We start from the raw sequence: 24980 nt of genomic DNA, 5'->3' as shown, positions 1-24980 counted from the left end.
CAACGGGTTCTCGATTCGCCCGAACGGGAAGCTGTACGTGGCGAAGGTCGGCGAGTTGGAGGTCGCCTGGTCCCGCGATCTGCCCTCGGAACCGTCCTCGGTGACGATCATCAAGGATGCAGCGGGCCGGTACTTCGCGTCGTTCGTGGTCGAGACCACCGACGAACCTCTGCCGCCGGTCGATGCGGAGGTCGGTATCGACCTCGGGTTGGCAACGTTCGCGGTCCTGTCGAACGGCAAGACGATCAGCTCGCCGAAGTTCCTGCGCCGTGCCGAACGCAAGCTCCGCACGGCGCAGCAAGTTCTGTCGCGCAAGGAGAAAGGCAGCAACAACCGGGTCAAGGCACGTATTCGCGTCGCGAAGGCCCACGCCAGAGTGTCCGACGCTCGCAAGGACTGGGCGCACAAGCACTCCACGGCGATCATCCGCGAGAACCAAGCGGTGTTCGTCGAGGATCTGTGCGTCCAGGGGCTGGCGCGGACACGGTTGGCGAAATCGGTCCACGACGCCGGGTGGGGAATGTTCACCCGCATGGTGGAGGAGAAAGCCGCCCGCTACGGGCGCACCCTCGTCAAGGTGGACCGGTTCTATCCGTCGTCGCAGATCTGCTCCCAATGTGGGGTCCTCGACGGCCCGAAACCGCTCTCGATCCGGGAGTGGGCATGCACGGCGTGCGGAGCGGTTCACGACCGCGACGTCAACGCCGCGAAGAACATCCACGACGCAGGACGTGCGGAGTGGCTAAACGCCTGCGGAGGGGCCGTCAGCCTTCCCCCCTAGAGGGAAGCGAGCCCCAGTGAAACAGGAACCCACCCAAGCGGCGCGCAGCGCCGCAGAGGAATCCCGGTCGTTCACGGCCGGGAGGACGTCAAGCTACGCCGAGATGCCGTCACGCATAAGGCTCGCGCGTAGACCGACCCGCGCCGCACGAGTATTGATCGCCGCTGCTGCGGGTGGCGCCCTCGGGTTCGTCTACGGCGTCACCGCACCGCCGTCGGCAACGATCCGCTGCCTGCGGCTAAAGTTACGCATGGTGCGCCTGCTGTGATAGATACTGCACCGGTGAAGCTGACCAAACGAACCTGCTTTTCCGCCATGTCGATGGTGATGCTCGCTGTCGCGGGCTTGCTGGTCGCGGCCCCGGGGAGCGGCGGCGCCGCACCGCTCGCCTGGCGAACCACGATGGTGGCGTTCAGCAACGTCAGCGACCGCGACCTGGATGTGTACGAGTCTGAGGACGCCACTCACTTCCAGCCCCTCCGACTGTCTGCGTATCGGCCTCCGTCAGGTGTGGTGCGCGATCCGAGCATCTTCCGGCACACGGACGGGTTGTATTACCTCACCTACACGACGGTCGACGGGGCGAACATCGGCTTCGCACGCAGCAGTGACCGCATGGACTGGAAGTTCCTTGGGGCCTGGCCGGTCCCGTTCTGCTGCGCCTTCCTGCCGGGCACGGGAGACGGAACGGGCTCTGCGAGCCCGCCTGGTTCCTCGGGGTCGGCCGGGTTCAGCGACGGACCGTCGCTGTCGCCGTTCACCACCAAGGCCTGGGCACCCGAATGGTTCGTGGACGGCGACCGGGTCAACGTCATCCTGTCGCTGTCGACCGGTGGAGGATTCGTGCCGTATCTGATGACGGCGCTGGAACCATCGCTCAGGTTGTGGAGCCCGCCTGTTCCGCTCGCCGGGATCGGTGCGGACCACATCGACACCACTGTGGTCAAGGTGGGATCGACCTATCATGCGTTTACCAAGAACGAGACGAAGAAGGTTGTCGAGCATGCGGTCGCGCCGTCGGTGACGGGACCCTATTCATTCGTCCCGCCCGGAAATTGGGGCACGCTGGTGGAGGGCCCAGCCGTGGTTCAGTTGCCGAACGACGCCTGGCGGATATATCTCGACGCCTATACCGAAGGAAAGTATCTATACTCCGACAGCACGGATGGGCTGCAAACCTGGTCGCCCGTGCAAGAGCTTCCAGGCCTTTCCGGGACGGTGCGCCACCTCGGCGTGATGAGAGAGCCGGCATGACGACGGCTTCCGCGGCTCGCCGCCGTTGACGACGGCAACCTCGAAGCGCATCGACACCGATTCCCTGTGCGGAGGGGTGCACCGGCCGACCGGTGCAGAGCGTGAACGCAATTCGCAGGTGAGTGGCGCAGCGTGCCGGGGTGCACATCGCCACTCACGTGCGGGACCTGCGTCAGGCCGCCAGCTCGTCGGCGATCTCGATGTCGATTTCCTGTTCGGTCATTCCGCCGAAGAGATGGTTGGTGAACATGTCAGCTCAGTTCTCGAAAGTCGTGGTCGATCCCGGCACGGCCGGACCTTCCTTGTCCGACCTACTGGGTGTATCGCCCTCGGCGGCGCTTCCGTTTCATGACCCGTAGGTGAGTGGCAAAGTGTGTTCGGGTGCGCACTCCCGCGCACGTAGCGCTTAGGCTCGACTCGACCGTTCGTGTCCCGGAAGCAGGAGATGAGTCGAGATGCCCGCAACCTTCGTTCTGCTGCCCGGCGCCGGCTCGGACTCCTGGTACTGGCACCGCGTCGCACCTATCTTGCAGGAAAGCGGGCACTCGGTGATCGCCGTCGACCTTCCGTACGGCGACGACGATGCGGGGCAGTACGAATTCGCCGATGTCGTCGTCGATGCGGTCGAGGACGTCGAGGGGGCGATCGTGCTGGTCGCGCAGTCCATGTCCGCGTTCACCGCGGCGATCGTCTGTCAGCGCGGCGAGGTCGACGTCGACCTGCTGGTTCTCCTGGCACCGATGCTGCCCGCGCCGGGGGAAGCACCCGGGCAGTGGTGGGAGACCACCGGTCAGCCGGAGGCGAAACGGGCGTTCGACGTGCTGGAGGGTCGCGACCCGGACGCGCCCGACGACCTGCGGGCACTGTTCTTCCACGACGTGCCCGACGACGTCACCGAGCAGGCGTTCAGCCAGGCGGAACCCGTCATGTCGAATACCCCGTTCGAGACGGTGTGGCAGGCGGCCGCCTGGCCGCACGTGAAGACGCGGGTCGTCGCCGGCAGCCGTGATCGGCTCTTCCCGCTCGACTTCATGCAGCGGATCGTCCGGGAGCGACTGGGCATCGCACCGGAGGTCATCGACGCGGGCCATCTGGCGGCACTCGCGCGTCCCGGCGAACTTGCTGCCATGCTGGAGCGCTACGCGTCCGAACTGTAGGGACGTGTACATCCGACGAGAAGGAGAGCAAACGATGGCGTTGTCGGTATCAGGCGAGTTCGAGATCGAGGCGCCCCAGGAACAGGTGATGGCTGCGCTGGCGGACGTCGAACGCATCCCCGAGTGGTCGGTGGTGCACAAGAAGGTGGTCGTCGAGTCCCGATTCGACGACGGACGCCCCCGCACCGTGCGGATGACGCTCGCCGTCCTCGGCGTCGCGGACACGCAGCTGGCCGAGCACAAGTGGCTCGGCGACGAGCAGATGTCGTGGACGCTCCTCGAGAGCGACAAACAGAAGTGCCAGGAGGGGGAGTACCGGCTGACCCCCACCCCACGCGGGACGTCGGTTCACCTCACGATGTCGGTCGAGCCGAAGGTGTGGGTGCCGAAGTCCGTGCTGCGTCAGGGACAGAAGCAGGCCGTGCGGTTGATCCGCAAGGGCTTCACCAAGTTCGTTCTCGAGAACTACGTGTGAGTCGGGTTCCGCGCATGCTGCGCCGACGTTCTACCCGAACAACGACTCGAAGGCATCGTTGACCCGGTCTCGATCGAACGATGTCGGGTCGAGTTGCTGATCGGGCCGCAGGTCCAGCCATTCCCGGATCTCCGAGTGTTCCTGGTGACGCGGATCGGCGCTGGCTTCGATTTTGTTCGCCCAGCCCCACGGTCCGCCGGAATCTTCGTACGGCGCCATATTGCGTCCGTCGAGGCAGAGTGCGGCAGGGGAGTCGGGGTCGGGGTCGCCGACCGATTCGACGACGATGTGATGGATCCAGTCGTCACCGAAGTCGTACAGGTAGGTGAGCTGGTCGCCGGCCGAGCTGAGCAATGAACCGACGAGGACCTCTTCCTCCGCCACGGCGGGGCCTACGAGGTCGCGGTGCGCGATGGTTTCGGCGGGAATGAATACTCTGCCACCCGAGTACGCGGGTCCGGCGGAGAACTCGTGGAGATGACTGTCGTCCCAGCCGAACGCGCATTGAATGATGTCGTGGAGAGCGGCGAGCGGTAGTGTGGCGTCGAGTCGAATTCGACGCCAGATGGGAATGTGGGTGCCTTCCAATGAGATCCGCACAGTAACTTGCGAATCTACGCACTCGGATGGTGCGAACTCGGTTTCTGCACTCGCGAGTTGGACGGCACGGAGGACGGCAGGCTGCAGTGCGGCCGGAACTCGGTAGGCATCACCCTTGATGAGCCACTTCTGTTCCGCCAACGTGTCCAATCGGTCGTAGATGAAGGCTTCCACGAACGATTGCTCGTCGTCGAACGGCGCATCGCCCGAGACGACCGACGGTTCCGGTGTCATCGCCGCCAAGATCACCTGGGTCACAACGATATCGGTCAGGTGGGTGGGATCGAGGGGATGGCGTTGCGTCGATACGAGTTGGCTGCGGACGTATTCGGTGACAGCCGCGCGAATCAACGGCAACGCCCGGGTCGTCCGGTCGCCGATCAGGTCGGCGTTCGGCCCGCGGACCGCCCGCGTGGAGTTGACGGCAATGAGACCGATCTCTTCCGCGGTTTCCCAGTACTCCAACATTTCGGGCACGTCGCGCATCGAGCGGATACGCCTCGCCCGCGGGAACCCCTCTGAGTCGACGTCGAGATCGATACCCAACGCATGAGCGAGACCGGGAAGAGAGGCGGGTTTGGGCACCCTGGTCGAGGTGACGGCCGCACCCTTACCGACCCAGTCCACGAGTGCGACGAGGGACGTGATCACCGGGAGGGCAGTGAGTGCGCGTAGTTCGTCTTTCTCGTCCACGGCGGGTAGTGCGATGTCGTCGGGAAGGATGACGGGGGGTTGCGACTCGACGAAACGGAGGAGGTCCTCGATGCAATGTATGAGGTTCTCTTCGGTGCCGGTCCACAGCCGGTTTTCGTCGAGAAAGTTGAGGAACGTCAGTGCCGAGGCGACGACCGTCACTGCGACGTCATCCATGTCCTCGGACGTTTCTGCGGCCAGTTCGTCGGCGGCGTCGAGCAGGGTGTGCGCGTCGACGGGGAGCCAGCCGGTGGCACGGAAACCGGGGCGGGCGTGTGCGAGGTTCGCGAGTGTCGACTCGGTGAGGTGCGCGAAGAGTTCCGCGTCGTGGGTGAGATCGCCCGTGCGCAACCACTGAGCGAAGTCGTCGATCAGCGCCGGGTCCACGGGGGTAGTGGGGAACAGTGACACCACTCGGGACTGGTTCCTTCGTTGGCGTGCCTGCTGTTTTGCTGCACGCTTCTGGCCCGGGTTCCGACTCCGTTTCGATCCCATGGCGAGATGTTATCGCGGCCGAGTTGGGTGGCAGGACGTCGCGGGATCGAGTTGATCGGCCAGCAGGACGTCTCAGGCGTAGCGGCGTTAGGCTGACCTGCGGCAGAAACTGTGAGTGAGGGGACAGATGACGGTCGAGCAGAGCAGCCCCACCACACTCCGGCGACTGTCGGCGCGGTTGGCCCTGATCCGCGACGACACCGACGACGACAAGCTGTCTGCCGGTTTCCTCCTCGTCGCCACGATCCTGGCGTTGGTGTGGGCGAACATCGGAGATTCGTACGAGTCGTTCTGGCACACCCCGGTGACTATCCAGATCAGCGACTACAGCATCGGCCTCGACCTGAAGCACTGGGTCAACGACGGGTTGATGACGCTGTTCTTCTTCGTCGTCGGGCTCGAGGTGAAACGTGAGCTGACGATCGGCGAACTCACCGACCGCGCCCGCGCCGCCGTCCCACTTCTCGCCGCGATCGCTGGTCTGGCGCTGCCCGCCGTCCTGTTCCTGATCCTCAATCCCACCGGGGCGGAGGCCAGCGCGTGGGGCGTCGTCGTCTCCACGGACACCGCGTTCGTGCTGGGGGCACTGGCACTCGTCGGACCCCGATGCTCCGCCCGGTTGCGTGTGTTCATCATGACCCTGGCGGTCGCCGACGACATCGGTGCCCTGGCCATCATCGCCTTCTTCTACACCGACAACCTGCGGTTCGGACCGCTGCTCCTCGGGTGCGTCGGGCTGCTTCTGATCCTCCAGTTGCGCAAGCTCGAGGTGTGGCGTGGTGTCGCGTACTTCATCGTCGCGGCGGGCACGTGGGTCGCGTTCTACGAGTCCGGCGTCCACCCGACCCTCGTCGGCGTGCTGATCGCGCTGATCCTGCCCGTGTATCCGCCGCGGCGCAGCGAGGTGGAGCGGGCAGGTGAACTCACGCGCGCGTTCCGGCAGTCACCCAACTCCGACTACGCCCGCGCCGCCCAGCTCGGCGTGCTGCGCGCGGTATCCGTCAACGAGCGGCTCCTGCGCTTCTACCAGCCCTACACGGCGTTCCTCGTCGTCCCGATCTTCGCGCTCGCCAATGCCGGTGTGGTCATCACCGGGCAGACGCTCGCCGACGCGGCGCGGTCTCCGCTGGCGTGGGGCATCGTGCTCGGCCTGGTGGTCGGCAAGCTCGTCGGTATCACGGCGGCCACGGCCCTGTTCTCGAAGCTGCGGCCCGGCAGCCTGCCGCCCGGGCTGACCCTGTCACAGATCGCCGGCGGCAGCGCGCTGGCCGGCATCGGCTTCACGATCTCGCTGTTCATCGTCGACCTGGCCATCGACTCACCCGAACTCGCCAACGACGCCCGGGTGGGCGTCCTGACGGCGGCCGTCATCGCCACCGTCCTCGGTTGGGCGCTGTTCCGGCTGTCGGACTGGGTGCACCCTCCGACGGAGGTCGCCGGACTCACCCTGCTCCGGCCCGTCGCTACCGGCCGCGATCACCTGCGCGGGCCGGTGGATGCGCCGCTCACCCTCGTCGAGTACGGCGACTTCGAGTGCCCGTTCTGCAGCAAGGCCACCGGCAGCATCCGGGACGTGCGGGCGCATTTCGGGGACGAGCTCCGCTACGTCTTCCGGCATCTCCCCCTCGACGCCGTGCACCCGCACGCGCGTTTCGCCGCGCAGGCGAGTGAAGCGGCGGCCGCGCAGGGCCGGTTCTGGGAGATGCACGACCACCTGTTCGCCAACAGCGACGCCCTCGCCGAGGACGAGATCTTCGGTTACGCCGCCGAGCTGGGACTCGACCTGGACCGGTTCGAGGAAGACATCCGCAGGGGCACCTACGTTCACCGAATCGACGACGACGAACTCGACGCCGAGTCGAGCGATTTCCGGGTGACCCCCACGTTCTATCTCGGCGCGACGGGCACCGAACTCGCCCGGCACAGCGGCCCCTACGACGCCGCCACCCTCATCCGGCAGCTCGAAGAGGCGCGCGGCGCCGACGGCGCACCCTGATCAACCCTGCGAACGCTGTACCGCCTGGATCGCGGCCGGAGTGACCGGGTCGACGTCGTCGGCGAAGTCGTCGTGCTTCTTCAGGTAACCGGCGACGAACGGGCAGATCGGCACGATCCGCTTGCCGCCCCCGACGGTCTCGGTGAGCGCGCTGCGGATCAGGGTGCTGGCCAGGCCACGCCCCGCGAACTGCTCACCGATCTCGGTGTGGAAGAAGATCCGTTGCTTCTCCTGGTCGAGGTACTCGGTGAACCCGGCCAGTTCACCGTCCACACGGACCTCGAATCGGTGGTGTTCGGGGGCGTTCCGGACGTCGGGTGCGGGGCCGTCTTTCGTGTCGTCTGTCATGAACCCACTATGCCGCCCGGCGGCGTCCGCACTGTGCGGCGGGTGTTCCCGGACGTCGCGGAGGTGGATGATCGAAGGAGTCCAGCGATCCGAGAGAGGACGCGACCGCCATGACCGATTACGGCAGGGCCATCCAGTTCGGGGCGTTCGTCACCCCGTCGGTGGAGTTGCTGGCCAACACGTTCGAACTCGCCGCCCTCGCCGACGAGACCGGCCTCGACCTGATCGGCGTGCAGGACCACCCGTACCAGGCGAAATTCCTCGACTGCTGGTCGCTGATGGGCACGCTGCTGGCCCGGACCGAGCGGGTGCGCGTGTTTCCCGACGTCGCGTGCCTGCCGCTTCGCCCGCCGGCGACGATGGCGAAGGCCGCGGCGAGCCTCGACGTGCTGTCGGGAGGCAGGTTCGAACTGGCGTTGGGTGCGGGCGCGTTCTGGGAGGCGATCGGGGCGATGGGCGGTGACGTGCGCACGCCCGGGCAGGCCGCGACGGCGTTGGAGGAAGCGGTCGAGGTTATCCGCCTCATGTGGTCCGGAGAGCGTGCCGTGTATTCCGAGGGTGAGCACTATCGCCTCGAGGGCGTGCATCCCGGACCGGTCCCGGCACACGGGATCGGGATCTGGCTGGGCGTCGGCGGCCCCCGGCTGCTGCGTGCGCTGGGACGCTCTGCGGACGGGTGGGTCCCGTCGAGCTCGTATTTTCCGCCCGAGGTCCTGCCCGGCATGCACGCGCGGATCGACGCGGGTGCGGCGGTTGCGGGCCGGGATCCGAGCTCGATCGTCCGCGCCTACAACGTGTTCGGCCAGGTGAGCGACACACCGTCGGACACGTTTTTCCACGGAACCGTCGAGCAATGGGTGAGCCAATTGACGGAACTCGCGGTGGAAACGGGCATCGACACGTTCGTTTTCGGCACCGACGGCGACGACCTCACCCAGGTCCGTAGATTCGCGACCGACGTCGCGCCCGCGGTGCGTGCCGCGGTGGATCAGCACCGCGGCACGGGTGCACGGGCGTGACCGAACCGCGGCTCCTCCTGATCGGCAGGCGCCAGTCCACACTCGACGTGTTGAAGGAAGAGCTGAGCCGGTTCGGACGGGACGTCGTGGCATCCAACGACCGCGAGCTGATCCGGCTGGCACTCCTGGAAGGAAACGTGGACCTCGTCGTAATCGGCGGCGGCCTCGACGACCCCGCCCGGGATGCCATGCGGCACTTCGTGCTCGATGTCAGGGCGGACGTCCCCGTGCACCTGCTTCCGCGCGCCGCCGGAGCGAGCCCGGCCTCGGTCATCCCGTTCGCCAACGAACAGATTGTGCTGTTCAAGGTCCACGCAGCGGCAGGCGACGACGACGGGCAGTCCGACTAGGTCAGTTGCCGTCCTTCTCCTTGTCCTTGGTCTTGTTCCCGTTCCCGTTGCCGTTGCCGTTGTTGCCGTTGTTGTTTCCCGGTCCGGTCTTCGGTGGGGGAGGCGCAACCGGGTTGACCTCGACAGCACTACTCGGGACGGAGGCGGGTGCCGGGGCGGGGACGACGGCGGTGGTGCTCGGTCCGGGACCGACCGTGCCGCCCTCGTCCTGAGACGCGATGGCCAGCGCCGCTACGACCACGGCCACCAGCACGGCGGCGATGGCGGCGATGATCAGGCCGGTCCGCCGTGGCCGCCGAGGCTCGGGCGGTACCTGATGGACGGAGGTGGCGGGTGTGAATGCTCTCGTCGGCGGGGGATGCGCGCCGGGCGCTCCGAGGACGGCGTCCCGCATCGCCTGGGCGTCGGCGTAACGCTGCTGCGGGTCGCGGGCCATCGCCCGTTCGATCGTGTGGACGAGGTTCGGATCGGCATCCGGACGGGCTTCGCGCAGCGGTCGGGCGGCCCCGTCGGTGATGGCCCGGGCCAGCGACAGGATGTTGTCGCCGGCGAACGGCCGGTGCCCGGTGAGGGCTTCGTAGCCGACGACGCCGACGGCATAGAGGTCGTCGGCGGTCGTGGCGGGTGTGCCCAGGATGCGGTCCGGGCTGAGGTAGGCCACGGTGCCCAGCACCTGTCCCGTCGCGGTGTGGTCGGACGCGGCGCTCTTCGCGATGCCGAAGTCGGCGACCTTCACCGTGCCCGCGGCGGTGAACAGCACGTTTCCCGGTTTGATGTCGCGGTGCAGGATCCCGGCTCCGTGAGCGGCGCCGACGGCGGCGAGCACGCCGGCGAGGATCGACCGCACCCGCGCGTCCGGTACGGGACCGGCGGCGATCTCGTCGGCGAGGGTCCGCCCGGGCAGGCGCTCCATCACGATGTACGCCACTCCGGCGTCCTCGCCGCAGTCGTGCACCGCGACGACGTTCGGGTGATTCAACGTGGCGGCCAGCCGGGCCTCCGCCTCGAACCGGCGGCGTGTGTCGGGGACGGAGGTAAGCTCCGGGCGCAGCACCTTGATCGCGACGGGTCGTTGCAGGCGCAGGTCCCATCCGTCGTGGACATCGGCCATTCCGCCGCGTCCCAGCACTCCCCGCAACTCGTACCGACCTGCGAGAACTGCGGACAACGACATGCGCTCACGCTATCGTCAGCACTTGTGCCGGACACCGCTGCCTCCCACCTACCATGACGCCATGACCGCTTCAGGTAAACGCCGACACCTGTCCGTCGTTCCCGACGCGCCGGTGATCGTCCGGCCGTCCGAGCGGCCGGGTCGCCGCGACGTCGCGGGTTTCCACCTGCGGATCGAGCTCGACGACGTGTCGCCGACCATCTGGCGGCAGTTCGTCGTGCCGTCGAACCTGCGGCTGAACGAGTTGCATCCGATCGTGCAGACGGTCATGGGCTGGCAGGACAGCCACCTGCATTCGTGGGTCGGCGGTGAGCCGCCCGCCTCCGAGCGGTACGAGATGCGCGAGAGCATCGAAGAGGGCTTCGCCGACGAGGACGACGAGTTGTGCGAGGACGCGGTCCGGCTCGATCAGGTTCTGGCCGAGCCCGGCGAGCTGCTGTCCTATCAATACGACTTCGGCGACGGCTGGGACCATACGATCGTCCTCGAACGGATCGAGGCCGACGGGCCCCCGCCGACGGTGACCTGCCTCGCCGGTGCCCGCGCCTGCCCGCCCGAGGATTGCGGCGGACCGGGCGGATATGCCGACCTGCTGACGGTCCTGGCCACCCCGTCACACCCCGGACATCACGACGCCGGGGCGTGGGTCGGGCCCGGTTTCGCGCCCGAATCGTTCGGCGCCGACGCCGTGAACCGTAACCTTCGGATCGAAGTCGTGATCCGTGATCACGGGCCGGTGACGGATTCGAAGTTCGCGGACCTGCTGCGCCGGATTCCCAATCAGGCTGCCCCGCACGTCTTTTCGCTTCTCGAGCACGCCGGGCTCACCGTGCGGAAGGGTGACATTCCTGCGGCTCAGGAAGCGGCGACGTTTCATCTGCGGTGGTTCCTGCAGCGCATCGGACCCGACGGCATCACGCTGACTCAGGCGGGCTACCTGCCCCCGGCCGTAGTTGCGGAGATGCGGCAGGCACTACCGGGATTCGACGACTGGCCCGCCACCAGCAACCGCGAGACCGACCAACGGCCGGTCCACCTGCTGCGGGAGTACGCCAAGACACTCGGACTGGTGCGCAAATACAAGGGAAAACTCGTTCGAACCAATCTCGGAACGGCGATGGCGGACAACGCGAACCAGATGTGGCGTCATCTGCTCGATCGCCTGCCGCTGGGGTCCGAGCAGATCGAGCGAGAGACCGGATACCTCGTGCTTTTCACGCTCGCCGCGGGCACGTCGTCGGACGAACGCAGGGACGTGATCGCCGAGGGACTCGCCGCCCTTGGCTGGCAGACGAGCGACGGGACGATCGTCGGCCGGGAAGAAGTCTTCTGGACCGCTCGCCCCACGATCTCGTTCCTGGAACTCATCGGCGCAATGGTCGAGGGCTACGTCCAACGCGACCAGCCCATGGATCCCGAATGGGGTCGACTCTTCGCGCAGATGGTGCTGTCGATGTAGGTCGGTACCGCCGCAGCAGCACAGGATTACGCCCGAACACGCTCGGGCGCAGCTGCATTCGAACCGAACGCGGCGCGGATGCCTCCAGGCCGGGGCGGACGGCGTGGTACACCCGGTCTACGTCACGTGGTGGTGGGAGAAGGCAACTGGCTAGACATCATTGACGTCATTCACGCGAACGACACTTTCGATGCAGAACGATTTCGGGCCACATGTGTCGGAATCTTCTGCTTTGATACGACTCACGGGGATGTGTTCGAAGACCCCGGAGTAGTAGGTCCCGAGCAAGGGAGGTTGATTGCGATGGTCGATTCCACCGAGGTGCCCGAGGTTTCGTGGGCGGGGATGGTCGAGTGGTTGACAGGTTCGCTGGTCGATCAACCGGTCGCGCTCATCGTCGAGATCGGCCCGAACAGTTACGTCAGTGAGGACGACGACGAAGAAGTCGTCTGCGCGCAGATTCAGGTACTGGATGACGGTGTGTTGATGCTCCGTCGATCACGCGTCGAACTCGGACATTTGCTGCTCGCCGACTATTCCGCCGAGCACCTGACCCTCGACAGGTGGCATTTCGACGGCCATTTCGAAGACTGCACGGACGGCTATCTCTTCAGTCGCGACGTGAACCTCATCGCGAACACCTGCGTGGCCTGGTTCCGGGATAATTGGGGCACGCGGTCCACCAGTGAACTCGGATGCTCGTATCGGTTCCCCGACGAGTTGATACCGTCTGTCGACGCCGACGATGTGTTCTGACCTCGACCGCGGCGGAACTCGAGGATTCGAGGGTCCCGGTTTGTCGATTCCGACCCCGTATGGGTCGGTTTTCCGCGAGGTGAGACCCGGGATTCAACCCCCAAGTTGGGTGGGGGACCGTACTCAGCGGTGGTTCCGTCGAAGTTCTTTAAGTCTCTTCCGAATCGGCGATGGATCCATTCCCTGAAGATTCAGGGGCGGATCGATACTCGTCAACACATCGTCCTCGAGCTTCCCGAGCGTGTCCGCGTCGATGTAAGGGACGGCCAACACTTTCAGGTGTTGCTTCATCCAGGCTGTGAGCGCTTCTTCGTCAATGCTGGTGCTCCCAGTGGTGTTGGCGAGAATCGATCCGAGAGTCTTTCTAAAGGTAGAGAATTCGTGGCGTCCACCGAGGTGCATGCCGGAGATGCGCGACCACAGAGTGTTGCTCGAACGCTTTCCGCTCGGCCAGCGGGTCGCCCCCGCCAGGCCTGCATATATCAGTCCACGCGTGACCTGCGTGTCGAGTCCGATCGTCAGGTCCGAAGCGCCGGAATCGTCAACCCACCAGCTGTAGAGGCCAGGGACCCTGAGACCTTCGCCGTCGTACCCGACGAATTCTGTCGGTTCGACTGCCTGGGATTCGTCGAGCAGCATCGTCACAAATGATGATGTGGCCTCATGGGCGTGCTCGTTCTGAGGAACCCATTCAGCGTGAGGATCAACTGAGGCGTACCACTGCAGTCGCGCACCCATGGCAAGGCCCTCGAGTCGGTTGACCACTGTTGCCCCTTTGGCAGTGAGGTGGTCTGCGATCACATTGATATAGGGAGCTCCAGCGTGAATCTCGACGACTTTGTCGCGTAGTGGCCCGGCGAGCAACTCGAGACGCTCTACCGCCCACGCACCCCAAGCTGCGCGATAGGTTGGCGGGGTGTCAGGAAGGTAACGCTCGTAGGGGGCGAGCCAGTCGTCGGGAGCGACGAGCCCATGCTCGGCGGACAGAATGAACCACGGAATGTCGCGGACCTCGGCATAGGCCCGTTGCTTCTTGAACAGCGACGAGATGTACAGGTCCTTGGCTGCTGCTGGGACGTCGAGCTTTGTCTTGACGCAGGTCACCAGCAGTAGATCTGGCTGTTCTGGGGTGTCGGGGTGAGTGGTAGCGGGTGCTGACGGCTCTGGGGACGCGACGGGACCGGCCTTGAGTGCAGTCGCATCTTCTGCAGGGGCGCGGATGAACGTGACTTCCGTGCCCAGCCGAACGTCGCCGACGAAGAATCCAGCCGACTGCCATTCACGAACGTGGGGGCGATCGCCCGACCACCATGTGCGATGCTTCGATGCAGAAGGTGGCAGTTCACCGACTACGCCCTCGAGTTCGTCCCATGTCAAGCGAATCGAGGTGCTGACCCCACTTAGTTTCTCCGTCAAGGAGCTCCACTGCGCCACAGGAGCAGTATTAATCACGTCACCGACAATGGGCGCGCCGAGGTCTGGTTTCTCGACTGGATTGTCGCCAATAATCTGCGTGCGGGTGACTTCGGCACATCGCCTCGTATCCAGATGTCCTACGGGAAGGACCGAGGTCGCGGCCGATGGCCAGGGTCTGTCGGGTGTGCAGCCAGAACTGACAAGCCAGACCGTCATCAGGACATGGATGACCTCGTTGATTCGAGGATTGCGAGTTCTCGAGTTCAGGCACACTTGGTTCCATGAGCACTCCGCCGCGTCGCCGGTGGGTGCTGCATGTCGATCTCGACCAGTTCATCGCCGCCGTCGAGGTGCTGCGGCACCCTGAGTTGCGGGGACGTCCCGTCGTCGTGGGCGGTCGCGGTGATCCCACCGAGCGCGCGGTGGTGTCGACGGCGTCGTATGAGGCGCGGGAGTTCGGTGTCGGTTCCGGAATGCCGATGCGGATCGCGGCGCGGAAGATCCCCGACGCGGTGTTCCTGCCCGTCGACGCCGAGGCCTACACCGAGGTGTCGGGTGTCGTAATGGATACTCTGCGCAAGCTGGATGTAGTCGTCGAGGTGATGGGCTGGGACGAGGCGTTTCTGGGTGTCGAGACCGACGACCCGGAGGCCTTCGCGCGAACCATCCACGACGCCGTCCTCGACGCGACCGGGCTGCACTGCTCAGTCGGCATCGGCGACAACAAGTTACGAGCCAAGATCGCGACGGACTTCGGTAAACCGCAGGGCATCTACCGCCTCACCGAGGAGAACTGGTTCGCCGTCATGGGGGAGCGCCCTACCGACGCGCTGTGGGGGATCGGCAAGAAGACAGCGAAGAAGCTTGCCGCGCTGGGCATCAGCACCGTGCGGGAACTCGCCGACGCCTCCGATCACGAGTTGGCCGCGACCCTCGGTCCGAACATGGGTCCGTGGTACGCCAGGATCGGTCGAGGGATCGACACTTCGCCGGTTTCCGCCGAACCCTGGGTGGCACGATCGCACAGCCGGGAAACGACCTTCCAGCGGAACCTCGCCGGCCGGGAGGCCGTCACCGAGGAAATTAGACGTCTCGCTGCCCGAGTCAGGGAGGACATCCTCACGGAGAACCGCCAGGCGGTGCGAGTGGCGTTGAAGGTGCGCTACGCCCCGTTCGACACCCACACGACGAGCAAGCCGTTGCCGGAGCCGACATTCGATCCGGACGTGATCGCCGACGCGGCAGCAGCATTGGTCGACAGGCTCGACCATGAGCGGGAAGTGCGACTCCTCGGCGTGCGGCTGGAGATGACTCCGCCTACGTGAGTGGCAAAGCGTGCTCGGGCACGCTTTGCCGCTCACGTGTCAGCGGCGGGCGAAGACGGCGGGTTCGCTGTCGGGGACCTGGGCGACGAGGTCGCGGGCGACGAGGTGCCGAAGGTGGGCTGCTGCCTCGGACAGCGCCATTCCCTTGCCCATGGGGGAGATGTCGGCCCACGGCTTGTACCACTTCATGCGCTCGGCGACCTGCCATACGGTGATCTGGTCGTCGCCGAAAGCCTTGTACAGGTGGTCGAGTCGCTCTTCGTGGTGCTCGATGAGTTCCCCGGCCCGGCCTGCGACGTTGTCGATCGGGATGCCGTGGGCGCCGAGGCCGCGGGTGATGTTCATGGTCTGGACGCGGCGCAGTGAGTCCATGAACTCGGCCAGGGCGTCGCGTTCCTCGAGCGGGTACACGAAGTTCCCGACGTGTGGTGTTGTCTTCTGTAGGACGTGGTCGCCGGTGAACATCACGTCGGCGTCTTCCAGGTAGAAGCAGACGTGGCCGGGGGTGTGGCCCGGGGTGTAGACGGCGCGCAGGCCGCGGCCGGTGAGGGCGATGAGTTCGTCGTCGACGAGGACACGGTCGGGGGCCGAGTCGGGACCGGCAGGCGGTTTCCCGGACGCGGATTTCTCGAATGCCTCGAGGTCTGTCGGGGCGGCGCCGGCCCGCGTCATGTTCTCCTTCTGGAAGTCCATCCACTCGGGGCCGTGGCCGGTCGACATGTGCTCGAACATCCCGTGATCGGATTCGTGCATCGCAATCCACGCCCCGGAGGCCTCCCGCACGCGACCGCACAGACCTGTGTGGTCGGGGTGGAAGTGGGTGAGTACGACGCCTTCCACATCCTTGACCGAGTGCCCGATGGCCTCGAGTCCGGTGGTGAGGCCGTTCCAGGCGTTGTCGTCGTCCCAGCCGGCGTCGACGAGGATCAGACCGTTCGGGGATTCCATCGCGTACACGAGCGTGTGACCGAGGGGATTGTCCGTGATCGGGACCGGAATCTGGAAGATCCCGTCACCGATGGGCGCCGCGTCGTTCATATGCATACCTCGTTGCCTAGAGGAACAAATTAGTTCTACTTACCTTCATACTGACCTTTCGGCGCGAATTGCGATACCGCGGGTCCCGGTTAGCGGACCGCCATGACCCGTGACCAGGTGTTTTTGTGTGAAAGCCGACCGTGAGACCGGAACACCCACTGGAACCCGGACGCTGTGGAATGCTCCACTCGGACCAGCTTTCACAATGCTCGCGTTGCGACAGGAGACTGCTTTGACCGCAAACCTCGTTCGATCACGCCGCCGGTGGTATACGACCGGAATGTGTGGCCTTGCCGTAGTGGGTGCCTCGGGACTCCTTGCCCCCAGCGTGGCGGTTGCAGCGCCGGCGGCGTTGCCTGCCGGCTGTGTGCAAGGCGTCGGCACCCAGGTGACCTGCACGTTCACGTTCACCGGCAGTGCGCAGTCGTTCACGGTTCCCGAGGGCATTACCAGCTTGGCGGTGACGGCAACGGGCGGACGTGGTGGAAACAGCAAAGAGATCCTGGGCGGCGCCGCGGCAGCCGCAACCGGACAGTTGACGGTCGCCGCGGGAGACGCGCTCTACATCCAGGTCGGCGGCAACGGCGATGACGGCACCGGCGTCGCCGGATACAACGGCGGCGGAGCCGGCGGCACCGGCGCGAGTGGTGGAGGCGGCGCGTCCGACGTTCGCACCGGGTCGGGTGAGCTGGCGGATCGTCAGATCGTTGCCGCGGGCGGGGGCGGTGCGGGCGACACCTACATCGGTGGCGCAGGCAACCTGACCCCGACCGGACCTGCCGGTCAAGCCGGCGGCGGGGGTGGAGGCGGTGGCGGTGGCACGGACGTCGCTGGTGGTCTCGGAGGCAACGGTGGCACCGACCCGCATGGTTCGCCGGGTGAGGCCGGCGTCGGTGGTGCCGGTGCAGGCACGGGCGGCGGCGGAGGCGGCGGATGGTTCGGCGGCGGAGGCGGCGCGGAGAACTACGGCGGGGGCGGAGGTGGCGGCGGATCGTCGTACGCACCGGGCGGGACCTTCGCGGCTGCTGCGGCGGACGCGGCACCCACCGTGATCATCACGTACGGGGCCGGTTCGGGAACGGGGTCGCTCGGAAACCTCTTCGGCAGCAGCTGATCTCGACTCCCGCGCTGGAGTCGTGACACGCGGCAAAGTGACACACGAAATCGGCAGCGGCCCCGGACTTTCGTTCGGGGCTGCTGCCGATCGGGTCGTCAGACTGCGGCGACGGCCGCGGTGGAGGCGGTTTCGTAGATCGCTTCGATACGCCGCCGAGTCTCGTCGGGGTCGGACTTCATCGCGAGGACGAGTTCGGAAATGACGAGCTGCATCGCGTGCTCGAGCTGCCGCTTCTCGCCGGCCGACAGCGGCTTGACCTGCGAACGCGTCATCAGATCGCGGATGACTTCACTCACCGTGAAGATTCCGCCCACGGTCAGCTTTTCCTGGTTGGCCTTGAACCGCCGGGACCAGTTCGACGGATCGTCGACCGTCGGACCACGCAAGATGTCGAAGACGCGACCGACTTCGTCGTTGTTGATCGCGTTCCGCACGCCGATGGCTTCGGCTTTCGCTACCGGGATCTCGATGGACAGCCCGTTCTGGGCGACTTCGAACTGCACGTATTCGGTGGGCAAATCGTTGAACATCCGGGTCGTGAGCTTTGTGACCGTCACCGACCCATGGTGTGGGTACAGGAAAATATCACCGATATTGAGATTCATAGATTACCTACCCTTCACATACATTATGGCACACGCTGCCATATTGACAACCGCTGACCAGGTGAGGACCATCACGGGTGTGTGCTCCTACCGATAACGAAGGCCGTTGATGACCAGACTCGAAACGCTCCGCGTGTCACCGAACCCGACCGTCATGCCGGGGTTGCGGGAACGGCGACGTGAGCAGACGAATGTGGAAATCAGCGAGACGGCGCTCACCCTGTTCGAGCGCAGCGGTGTCGAGGCCACGACCGTTGGCGCGATCGCGCAGGAAGCGGGCGTATCGCAGCGAACCTTCTTCCGATACTTCGCTACCAAGGAAGAGGCCGCGCTTCGGGATCACTGGGCGTTCGAGGCGGTCCTGGCTGGAGGGCTCGATCAACTCGACTCGGAGGTCTCGCCGAGGCTCGCGTTGGAAACGGCCTTCGCTGCTGCTCTGACGATGTACTCGGACAGTTCGTCGATCGCCTGCCGGCGATTGCTGCGGGTGAACAGGCTGATCAAGAAGGAGCCGGCGCTGCGGGCCGAGCTGGCGCGCGAGAGTGTGCGGCGGACCGCGGCTCTTGTCGATGTGGTGTCGAAGAGGTTCGACTGCGCCGACTTGCAGATTCGACTGGCGGTCGACGTGTCGACCGCCGTGCTCCGGGCGGCGTTGGAAACGTGGGTGGACCAATCGTCCACCGACGAGACGGCGAGTCTGACCGAAATCTATTCCTTGGCAAGGGGACTCGCGCGGGTGTGATCGTCCCTCAGACGCCGGCTCAGCCGGCGAGGAAGCTGAATCGGACGTGTCGCACCGGGTTGTCGACATTGGTGTCGACGAGGCACACGGATTGCCAGGTGCCCGTCGCGAGTGCTCCGTCGAAGACGGGCACGGACGCGTAGGGCGGTAAGAACGCCGGTAGCACGTGGTCGCGGCCGTGCCCGTGGCTGCCGTGGCGGTGGATCCACCGGTCGTCGCGGGGAAGCACCTCGTCGATCGCCCTCAGAAGGTCGTCGTCGCTGCCCGCGCCGGTCTCGATGACGACGAGTCCCGCAGTAGCGTGCGGTACCCACACGTGCAGCAGGCCGTCTCCGGCGCCGGCCGAGGCGAGGAACTTCTCGATCTCACGGGTCAGGTCGTGCACCACCGGCTCAGCGCCGGTGCGCACCTCGATCTCGGTACTGAACATAGTTCCGACGGTAGCGCCATGCCCCGTGACAGTCGATCGGAACGTGTGCGGCCTTCGCAGACGCGGCTGTGTCAGTCGCTGACATGTGCCGGTGGCTACCCGAAGACTGCACCCAATACGTGACCTATCCCTGCCACGATCAGAATCGCCAACAACGCACAGAGCGGCGTCAGCAGCCCGATAAGTACTCCAAACGCGATGCGCCGATAGATCTGGCCGGCAACGAAGAACGCAATCATGATGACGAGCCCGACAACAAGAGCGGCCCATGCCCAGGCCGGGGTGCCCGAATCAGCCGACGGATTCAGGATTCCGACGACAAGGAGCACGAGCGTAATCGCCATTGACGGATAGGTGGCGGCACCGAACCAGGTGTCAGTCTTCTCGGTCACGGAGCCACCGCATAATGTGCATCAATGTTGATCGCGAAGTGAATCGCCGCGAACTCCACGCCGACTATCGCCGCGGTGACAATGCCCAGCGCAAGTCCACGCCGGGCCGCCGATCCGCTCGCAAACAGCGCGACCGCAACCAGAACGCTGATGACGGCTTCGGTGCCGATGGCGGCGAACTCGGCGGCAACGTCGGCCGGGTCGCCCGGGAAGAGGGCACCCACGATGGGAGCCACAGCAAAGAACCCTGCGACGACGAGTGCGAGCCACGACGGAGTGCCTAGAGTTGCAGCTCTCCAATAGCCGGGGCCGGTTGTCGTGGCCCTTCTCAGCACATTCATCAACATTCGGCCCGTCTCCTGGTCACTTCACGCGCGGCGGATTGTCGGTGCTGCCCAGGGACGTGCTGGGAAGATCGGACCCGGTGGGAGGGATGCGCCCAGCCCATTCCTGAATGTGCTGAAACTGTTCCAGCGCACGTTCGCCGCTGCCGATGTCATGGTCGGTCCAGAGGTTGAGCGCCGGACCCCATGGTTGACCACCGTGTGCGTCGTGCCAGTGGTACACCTCGAAAGACGGATAGTCGGCGCGCGTTCCATTCACCGTCACACCAGTGGAACTCCCAGACTGCACCTGTCCTGGCGTGATCACCACATCGCCGTGCACGGTGGGCATTGCATCGCCTGGTGCTTCGAATGGTCCGACTTTCGGATGGAAGGGGTTCGCTGCTTCGTACTTCAGGCGCACTGACCCGTCGTCCGTCTGCCACACCTCGGCGTCCGGAGACCCGACCTTCACTTCACCGTTGGTATCGACCGACGGGTTCTGCCGCATGACGACTATGCCGTTCTCATAGTCGACATATGTGGTTACTCTGCTGTTTTCGGGATCGAAGTCGGGACTGTTCGGTCGATTGTCTCCCAGGTCGTAGTACGGCCGGTTGAACACCGAGTACTGCTCGATGAAGCTACTCGTCCGAACGACCCCCTGGCCCGGTACCGGGTCGATGTGTCCAACCTTGATTTCCGGCTGCACTCCTTGGTACTTCTCTGTGTAGCTGTTCGGATTCAGCGCGGTGGCGGTGTGCCAGTCACTTGGCGAGAGCGGGTATCGCCCGAACATGTCATTGCCCGTTTCAGCGGAGACCTGATCGCGGGCTTCCTGCGTGCCGACAACATGTTCTGCGCCCGAGGGATCGAGCCCCTCGGGTAGTTGATTTCCGCACGCCCGGATCTCGGCGGCGGCGTCGCGAATCTTCTTCGCGTTGTCATCCGCGACCACCATGAGCTCCCGCAGCGCCGCACCGATAGCGGACGAATGCTGTTCAGCTTTAGAAGTGCTATCGCCGGAGACGGACCAGTCGTCGGCCACAGTGCAATGGTCGGCCTCGGCCTCAGCTGTTTTGGTGTTGACAACAGTCAGATGAGAAACAAAATTGTTCGCACCCTGATCGAGCACATCTGTGAGCTCAAAGATCTCGCGCGATGTCCGTGCACCGATATCGCAGTCGGTTCCGATCCGGTTGTATGCCGCATCGTACGATTCGCCGTGCCAGTGACTTCCCGCATTCTGGATCCCCGAGCGCATTCGATCGAGCTGACTTGTGTAGGCGGCGTCCCCGACGCGCAGGCGCGCGGCGACATCGAGGAGTGCGGCCGGCTTCCATCGTTCGATCTCGCTGCGCGTCGGCATCAGGGCTGAGCTCCGATTGCGTTCAGTTGCGATCGGAAGTCGTCCTCCGAAACTTCGAACTCGTGCGCGTTCCCGGTCGCGACAGCCGCGATTCGCCTCGCTCGCTGCGCCATTCGCAGATATGCGCCTTCGATGCACTCGCCGGCCTCGTCGAGTGCAGCAGGGACATCGCAGCCAGGCATGAAGTCACCCACCGTGTTGATCGAGCCACGGACCTCGATGTCATCGATCGTTTCGCCTACGTCATACATAGATGAAGCGAGCACGCGCAGCTCTGTTGGATCGACCTTCACAATTCCCCCCGAAGTGTCCCCTCACCTCACGCTATCCGGATCCCCTCGATCCGCCTCCGCAAGGCCGCGAAGAGTATATTCGACGCCCAACTCCGGCGCCGACTGCGGGTGGACGCGGCACCTGGTTACGAGTACACGTGCGCGCCGTCAGCATGAGGCGCCAATGTCTGCCGCCGCAGACGCCGTTACTTGCGGCCGGCTGCCCACTTCATGCCCCAGCTGTAGGTCTTGTCGAGGTCGGCCTGGCTGCCTTCGATGTACTTGACCTCGCGCGTGACGGTGATGCCTTGTCCGGTGTTCTGCAGCATCGCGATGGCGCAGATGCGAGCGGAGCTGTTCGACGAGTCCAGTCGTACCTCCACCTCGGGTCCGCTGGTGGGGCAGAGGGTGACGACGCCGTCCACGGCTGCCCAGTTGGGTGCGCCGTCGTAGATCATCGCGAAGATGAGGATCCGCTTGAACATCTCCGGCCGGTCGAGGTTGATGTGCATGTTCTCGCCGCCGGTCACGGTGCCGGTGCGGTCATCGGCGTCGAGCTGGATGAACGGCGGGCCCTGCAGTGAACCGAAAGTGTTGCCGAGTGCCTGGACCACGCCTTTCGACCCGTCGGTGAGTTCGTAGAGGCAGCCGAGGTCCAGGTCGATGCCGTTGTTACCGCCCGCGGCGGCCGCAAGCTTCGCGAAGAAGCCGGTCTTCTTCGGTTGCGGCGTTGCGCCCGTCGACCAGTTGAGGTTGACCCGCATCGCACCCTGCCGCTCACCCGACTTCGTGAGGCTGACGGAAGGCGCGGCCTTCGACAAGGTCACCTTGCTCAGGTTGACTCCGCCCTGCGGTGCGGCAGGAGTGGAGGGGCGTCGGGTGTAGTCGATGGCCACAGGTGGGAACCTTCCGATTGGCTGAGCGGCTCGCGTCAGACCGTTGTCCGATTTGCACGATTTCGGTCCAGAGTAGCGGCAGTCGCGCGCGGCGGACTACAGCCCGACCATGGTCACGCTGAATCCCGTGCACTCCACTCGATCGCTGGGCAGGTGTCCATCACCATCGCGACGCCCGTTGCGATCGTTCGCTGGAAGGCGGCCTCGTCGATGACGCCCAACTGGAACCAGACGCCTTTCGCACCTACCTCGACGGCCTGGTCCGCGAACTCACCGGCGGCCTCGGACTGGCGAAAGACGTCGACAACGTCGATGGGGAACGGCACATCCGCGAGAGTGGCGTAGCCCTGCTCGCCGAGCACCGTGGGGGCGTCGGGATGGATCGGGACGATACGTTTTCCTCGGCGCTGCAACAGCTCCGCGATCCGGAACGCGGTCCGGTCGGGATTGCCGGAGAGCCCGACAACAGCCCACGTGTCCCAGTCGTCGAGCATCGACGAGACAGCTTTGGAGTCCTGCCAAGAAGTTCCCATGATCACAAACTACAGAGCCATCACGTGCGGACGCAGAGGCCGCCGATTCCACCGCGGCTGGGCGTCTGAGATGCCGAGGCCTGACTCAACTCGCGTGACGACACAGGCGGATCCGGGCAGGTCGACTTCAGCTCGGCAGAGTTTGCACGGGCTAGTTCGGTCAATCGATCACCAGGCTCCTCGAAAACCACCCCGCTCGCGCATCGCCGACTGCCGCACAGTGGTTCGGACGACGCGCGACCCAGGCCCAGATCGGCGCGATGAACGGAGTCGGAAGGAAGGTGGCGGGTCGGCTGGCGCGCACCCGGCATCGCGCCGCGCACCGGTCGGGCCCCCGTCGATCCGGCATGGTTCCACGACCAGTGCGTCAACCAGCTGGCCGTAGACGAGTTCTGGGTTCGTAATTCATCCAGGGCCTTCGAGCCAGGTCAGGATCGGTGGGGCAGGTGGTCGAACGCGGTTCAGCCGGGGCGAGTCACTTGCCGCCGCAGTCGTCATCGACGTGGATGCCTCGAGGAACTCGCGTCGGCATTGCCGGGACACGTATAACGTTATGCGTTATTAACGCAATGCGTTATGCTGGTCGGGTGATCGAATCGTTCGCCGATAAGGAGACCGAGCGGGTCTTTCATCGGCAGTTCTCGAAGAAGCTCCCGCAGGATATTCAGCGGATCGCGCGCCGGCGCCTCCTGTTGATCGACGCGGCCACCGACGTCAACGACCTGCGGGTGCCCCCGGGTAACCGCCTGGAGAAGCTCTCCGGGGACCGGGTGGGCCAGTTCAGCGTTCGGATCAATGATCAGTACCGCATCTGTTTCATCTGGCGCGACACTGCCGCGTACGACGTGGAGATCACCGACTATCACTAACCGCCTGAGGGGAGCCGGCGCTCCATCCGACCAAGGAACCGACCAAGGAACATCGACAATGACTGCAGACCTGAGCCCCATTCACCCCGGTGAGATCCTCCGTGAGGATTTCCTCGAGCCTTTCGGAATCACACAGAACCGCCTCGCCACGATCATCGGTGTTCCGCCGCGGCGGATCAACGAGATCGTGCTCGGAAAGCGGTCGATCACCGCAGACACCGCGCTGCGGCTGGGGAAGGCCTTCGGCAACAGTCCGCAGTTCTGGCTCAATATCCAGGACCGCTACGAGCTGGACATTGCGGCCGAAAAGCTAGGCGACACCCTAGCCGGTATCACGCGTCTCTCGGTATAGGCGGGGCAAAGGAGGAGAACTGCCGCGCGGCCTCGCGAAGGTGGTATGGACAAACGCAAGGCCGCCGTCATCTCGAGCTTCCTCGACGGCACTGCCCTGACCAGTCATCCTTCGACGAGGATGCGTCATCGACGCAGCCGTCAGAGGCGAACGGTGTTGGTTTGATATGTCTTCTTCGGCGTGTGGCGAGCATTGTTGAGGATGCCGCGCGACGTTCGCGGAGGTATTCGCGAAGCTGGTGGTTCTCTGGTTACGTTCACCCAAACATGGTCGAAGGCCGACGCTTCGGTACGGGCTCTTCACCAACATATTGATTCTAGGAGAGCACCGCAGCTATCAGCAGCGAGACGACAGAGTTGGCGGTATCGACGCGCTCGATCAGCTCGCACAACTTCGTCGTACCGGCGGGAGGCACGTGCACCTCATATCGGATGAGGACTTTGGAGATCTGTTAAAGGGAAGACTGGTGCGGTGTAGACGAGTTCCTACGCACTGGTATCGGATGAACAAGAGTTAATGCTGCCACTTTTCGCTTGTCGCGCAGCACACCTCAGCGTTTGGAGTACTCGTCCTGCTGTGGCCACGGTCGGTGTCGACCAGCTGCCTGTTTTCTCTTGTTCCGAGTTGAGGATATCTGCTGAGCCGGCCAGTCCTAGTACTGCAACGGCACTTGCTTGACAGGTAGACGATACTGATTGTGTGGTCCTTGATCTGGTTGTCGCCGAGTTGGAAGCGTTGCATGAG

The 24980-nt window shown here is 64.9% G+C and carries 27 protein-coding genes; 14 read left to right on the top strand and 13 right to left on the bottom strand.

From position 1 onward, the window contains the following. From ACFVJ3_RS46800 to ACFVJ3_RS46785, 4 genes are all read left to right on the top strand, one after another. Window positions 1-781 (top strand): RNA-guided endonuclease InsQ/TnpB family protein (locus tag ACFVJ3_RS46800; protein WP_378458563.1); only part of this gene is annotated, 781 nt, incomplete at its 5' end. A 321-nt stretch (window positions 782-1102) separates the two neighbouring features. Continuing rightward, on the top strand, window positions 1103-2035 hold the full coding sequence (locus ACFVJ3_RS46795) for an arabinofuranosidase (RefSeq protein ID WP_378458564.1): 933 nt from the start codon (window positions 1103-1105) through the stop codon (window positions 2033-2035). Window positions 2036-2490: 455 nt separating this feature from the next. Beyond that, window positions 2491-3192 carry an alpha/beta fold hydrolase gene (locus tag ACFVJ3_RS46790; protein ID WP_378458562.1) on the top strand — a complete coding sequence of 234 codons (702 nt, stop codon included), beginning with the start codon at window positions 2491-2493 and terminating at the stop codon, window positions 3190-3192. 34 nt (window positions 3193-3226) lie between these two features. Next, window positions 3227-3667, top strand: a complete 441-nt coding sequence (locus tag ACFVJ3_RS46785) for an SRPBCC family protein (RefSeq protein WP_378458561.1) — start codon at window positions 3227-3229, stop codon at window positions 3665-3667. Window positions 3668-3697: 30 nt separating this feature from the next. On the opposite strand, the gene ACFVJ3_RS46780 is transcribed toward ACFVJ3_RS46785, so the two are convergent. Further along, window positions 3698-5374 carry a plasmid pRiA4b ORF-3 family protein gene (locus ACFVJ3_RS46780; protein WP_378458560.1) on the bottom strand — a complete coding sequence of 559 codons (1677 nt, stop codon included), beginning with the start codon at window positions 5372-5374 and terminating at the stop codon, window positions 3698-3700. A gap of 208 nt (window positions 5375-5582) precedes the next feature. On the opposite strand from ACFVJ3_RS46780, the gene nhaA reads away from it, so the two are divergent. After that, window positions 5583-7451 (top strand): Na+/H+ antiporter NhaA, encoded by a 1869-nt coding sequence (gene nhaA / locus ACFVJ3_RS46775; RefSeq protein ID WP_378458559.1) that lies wholly within the window; start codon window positions 5583-5585, stop codon window positions 7449-7451. Here the strand turns inward: nhaA and ACFVJ3_RS46770 are convergent, their stop codons facing one another. Then, complete coding sequence (locus ACFVJ3_RS46770) at window positions 7452-7799, bottom strand: GNAT family N-acetyltransferase (protein WP_378458558.1); 348 nt, start codon at window positions 7797-7799, stop codon at window positions 7452-7454. Between the two features lie 110 nt (window positions 7800-7909). Here ACFVJ3_RS46770 and ACFVJ3_RS46765 point away from each other — a divergent pair, with 110 nt between their 5' ends. Beyond that, window positions 7910-8818: an LLM class flavin-dependent oxidoreductase gene (locus ACFVJ3_RS46765; protein WP_378458557.1), complete on the top strand. Its 909-nt coding sequence runs from the start codon at window positions 7910-7912 to the stop codon at window positions 8816-8818. Next, window positions 8815-9168 carry a hypothetical protein gene (locus ACFVJ3_RS46760; protein WP_378458556.1) on the top strand — a complete coding sequence of 118 codons (354 nt, stop codon included), beginning with the start codon at window positions 8815-8817 and terminating at the stop codon, window positions 9166-9168. The genes ACFVJ3_RS46765 and ACFVJ3_RS46760 overlap by 4 nt, the downstream gene beginning before the upstream one ends. A 1-nt stretch (window position 9169) precedes the next feature. Here ACFVJ3_RS46760 and ACFVJ3_RS46755 read toward each other — a convergent pair whose 3' ends face one another. Then, a complete protein-coding gene (locus ACFVJ3_RS46755) occupies window positions 9170-10342 on the bottom strand; it encodes a serine/threonine-protein kinase (protein WP_378458555.1) in 1173 nt (390 codons plus the stop codon). A 61-nt stretch (window positions 10343-10403) separates the two neighbouring features. Here ACFVJ3_RS46755 and ACFVJ3_RS46750 point away from each other — a divergent pair, with 61 nt between their 5' ends. Then, on the top strand, window positions 10404-11801 hold the full coding sequence (locus tag ACFVJ3_RS46750; protein ID WP_378458554.1) for a plasmid pRiA4b ORF-3 family protein: 1398 nt from the start codon (window positions 10404-10406) through the stop codon (window positions 11799-11801). A gap of 303 nt (window positions 11802-12104) precedes the next feature. Beyond that, window positions 12105-12557 (top strand): hypothetical protein, encoded by a 453-nt coding sequence (locus ACFVJ3_RS46745; protein WP_378458553.1) that lies wholly within the window; start codon window positions 12105-12107, stop codon window positions 12555-12557. Between the two features lie 123 nt (window positions 12558-12680). Here ACFVJ3_RS46745 and ACFVJ3_RS46740 read toward each other — a convergent pair whose 3' ends face one another. Next, window positions 12681-14189, bottom strand: coding sequence for a DUF6884 domain-containing protein (locus ACFVJ3_RS46740; protein ID WP_378458552.1), 1509 nt, complete (start codon window positions 14187-14189; stop codon window positions 12681-12683). A gap of 65 nt (window positions 14190-14254) precedes the next feature. On the opposite strand from ACFVJ3_RS46740, the gene ACFVJ3_RS46735 reads away from it, so the two are divergent. Then, the gene (locus ACFVJ3_RS46735) at window positions 14255-15298 is read left to right on the top strand and encodes a DNA polymerase IV (RefSeq protein ID WP_378458551.1); all 1044 of its coding nucleotides are present in this window, start codon (window positions 14255-14257) and stop codon (window positions 15296-15298) included. A gap of 39 nt (window positions 15299-15337) precedes the next feature. On the opposite strand, the gene ACFVJ3_RS46730 is transcribed toward ACFVJ3_RS46735, so the two are convergent. After that, a complete protein-coding gene (locus ACFVJ3_RS46730) occupies window positions 15338-16336 on the bottom strand; it encodes an MBL fold metallo-hydrolase (protein ID WP_378458550.1) in 999 nt (332 codons plus the stop codon). Between the two features lie 298 nt (window positions 16337-16634). On the opposite strand from ACFVJ3_RS46730, the gene ACFVJ3_RS46725 reads away from it, so the two are divergent. Continuing rightward, window positions 16635-17450: a glycine-rich protein gene (locus ACFVJ3_RS46725; RefSeq protein ID WP_378458549.1), complete on the top strand. Its 816-nt coding sequence runs from the start codon at window positions 16635-16637 to the stop codon at window positions 17448-17450. Between the two features lie 98 nt (window positions 17451-17548). On the opposite strand, the gene ACFVJ3_RS46720 is transcribed toward ACFVJ3_RS46725, so the two are convergent. Continuing rightward, entirely contained in the window at window positions 17549-18010 is a 462-nt protein-coding gene (locus ACFVJ3_RS46720) for a CarD family transcriptional regulator (RefSeq protein WP_378458548.1), read from the bottom strand. 157 nt (window positions 18011-18167) lie between these two features. Here ACFVJ3_RS46720 and ACFVJ3_RS46715 point away from each other — a divergent pair, with 157 nt between their 5' ends. Then, complete coding sequence (locus ACFVJ3_RS46715) at window positions 18168-18800, top strand: TetR family transcriptional regulator (protein WP_378458547.1); 633 nt, start codon at window positions 18168-18170, stop codon at window positions 18798-18800. A gap of 19 nt (window positions 18801-18819) precedes the next feature. On the opposite strand, the gene ACFVJ3_RS46710 is transcribed toward ACFVJ3_RS46715, so the two are convergent. The 7 genes from ACFVJ3_RS46710 to ACFVJ3_RS46680 all read right to left on the bottom strand — a co-directional run bounded on the left by ACFVJ3_RS46710 (window position 18820) and on the right by ACFVJ3_RS46680 (window position 23015). Continuing rightward, on the bottom strand, window positions 18820-19230 hold the full coding sequence (locus tag ACFVJ3_RS46710; protein ID WP_007300478.1) for a secondary thiamine-phosphate synthase enzyme YjbQ: 411 nt from the start codon (window positions 19228-19230) through the stop codon (window positions 18820-18822). A gap of 95 nt (window positions 19231-19325) precedes the next feature. Beyond that, window positions 19326-19622: a hypothetical protein gene (locus ACFVJ3_RS46705; RefSeq protein WP_378458546.1), complete on the bottom strand. Its 297-nt coding sequence runs from the start codon at window positions 19620-19622 to the stop codon at window positions 19326-19328. Beyond that, window positions 19619-19846 carry a hypothetical protein gene (locus tag ACFVJ3_RS46700; RefSeq protein ID WP_378458545.1) on the bottom strand — a complete coding sequence of 76 codons (228 nt, stop codon included), beginning with the start codon at window positions 19844-19846 and terminating at the stop codon, window positions 19619-19621. Before ACFVJ3_RS46700 ends, ACFVJ3_RS46705 begins: the two co-directional genes overlap by 4 nt. A 139-nt stretch (window positions 19847-19985) precedes the next feature. Beyond that, window positions 19986-21314 (bottom strand): WXG100 family type VII secretion target, encoded by a 1329-nt coding sequence (locus tag ACFVJ3_RS46695; protein WP_378458544.1) that lies wholly within the window; start codon window positions 21312-21314, stop codon window positions 19986-19988. Continuing rightward, window positions 21314-21607 (bottom strand): hypothetical protein, encoded by a 294-nt coding sequence (locus ACFVJ3_RS46690; protein ID WP_378458543.1) that lies wholly within the window; start codon window positions 21605-21607, stop codon window positions 21314-21316. The genes ACFVJ3_RS46695 and ACFVJ3_RS46690 overlap by 1 nt, the downstream gene beginning before the upstream one ends. A gap of 185 nt (window positions 21608-21792) precedes the next feature. After that, window positions 21793-22482, bottom strand: a complete 690-nt coding sequence (locus ACFVJ3_RS46685) for a tellurium resistance protein (RefSeq protein WP_378458542.1) — start codon at window positions 22480-22482, stop codon at window positions 21793-21795. A gap of 113 nt (window positions 22483-22595) precedes the next feature. Then, a complete protein-coding gene (locus ACFVJ3_RS46680; RefSeq protein ID WP_378458541.1) occupies window positions 22596-23015 on the bottom strand; it encodes a CoA-binding protein in 420 nt (139 codons plus the stop codon). A gap of 587 nt (window positions 23016-23602) precedes the next feature. Here ACFVJ3_RS46680 and ACFVJ3_RS46675 point away from each other — a divergent pair. Together ACFVJ3_RS46675 and ACFVJ3_RS46670 are read left to right on the top strand one after the other, a co-directional pair. Further along, on the top strand, window positions 23603-23884 hold the full coding sequence (locus tag ACFVJ3_RS46675) for a type II toxin-antitoxin system RelE/ParE family toxin (RefSeq protein ID WP_378458540.1): 282 nt from the start codon (window positions 23603-23605) through the stop codon (window positions 23882-23884). 58 nt (window positions 23885-23942) lie between these two features. Then, on the top strand, window positions 23943-24236 hold the full coding sequence (locus ACFVJ3_RS46670) for a HigA family addiction module antitoxin (RefSeq protein WP_378458539.1): 294 nt from the start codon (window positions 23943-23945) through the stop codon (window positions 24234-24236). Window positions 24237-24980 lie beyond the last annotated feature (744 nt).

It is taken from the genome of Rhodococcus sp. NPDC127593 (assembly GCF_042671975.1).
GTDB lineage: Bacteria > Actinomycetota > Actinomycetes > Mycobacteriales > Mycobacteriaceae > Rhodococcus_F.
Note: the sequence above shows the minus strand (reverse complement) of the source record. Positions and strands in the feature narration are given on the sequence as shown.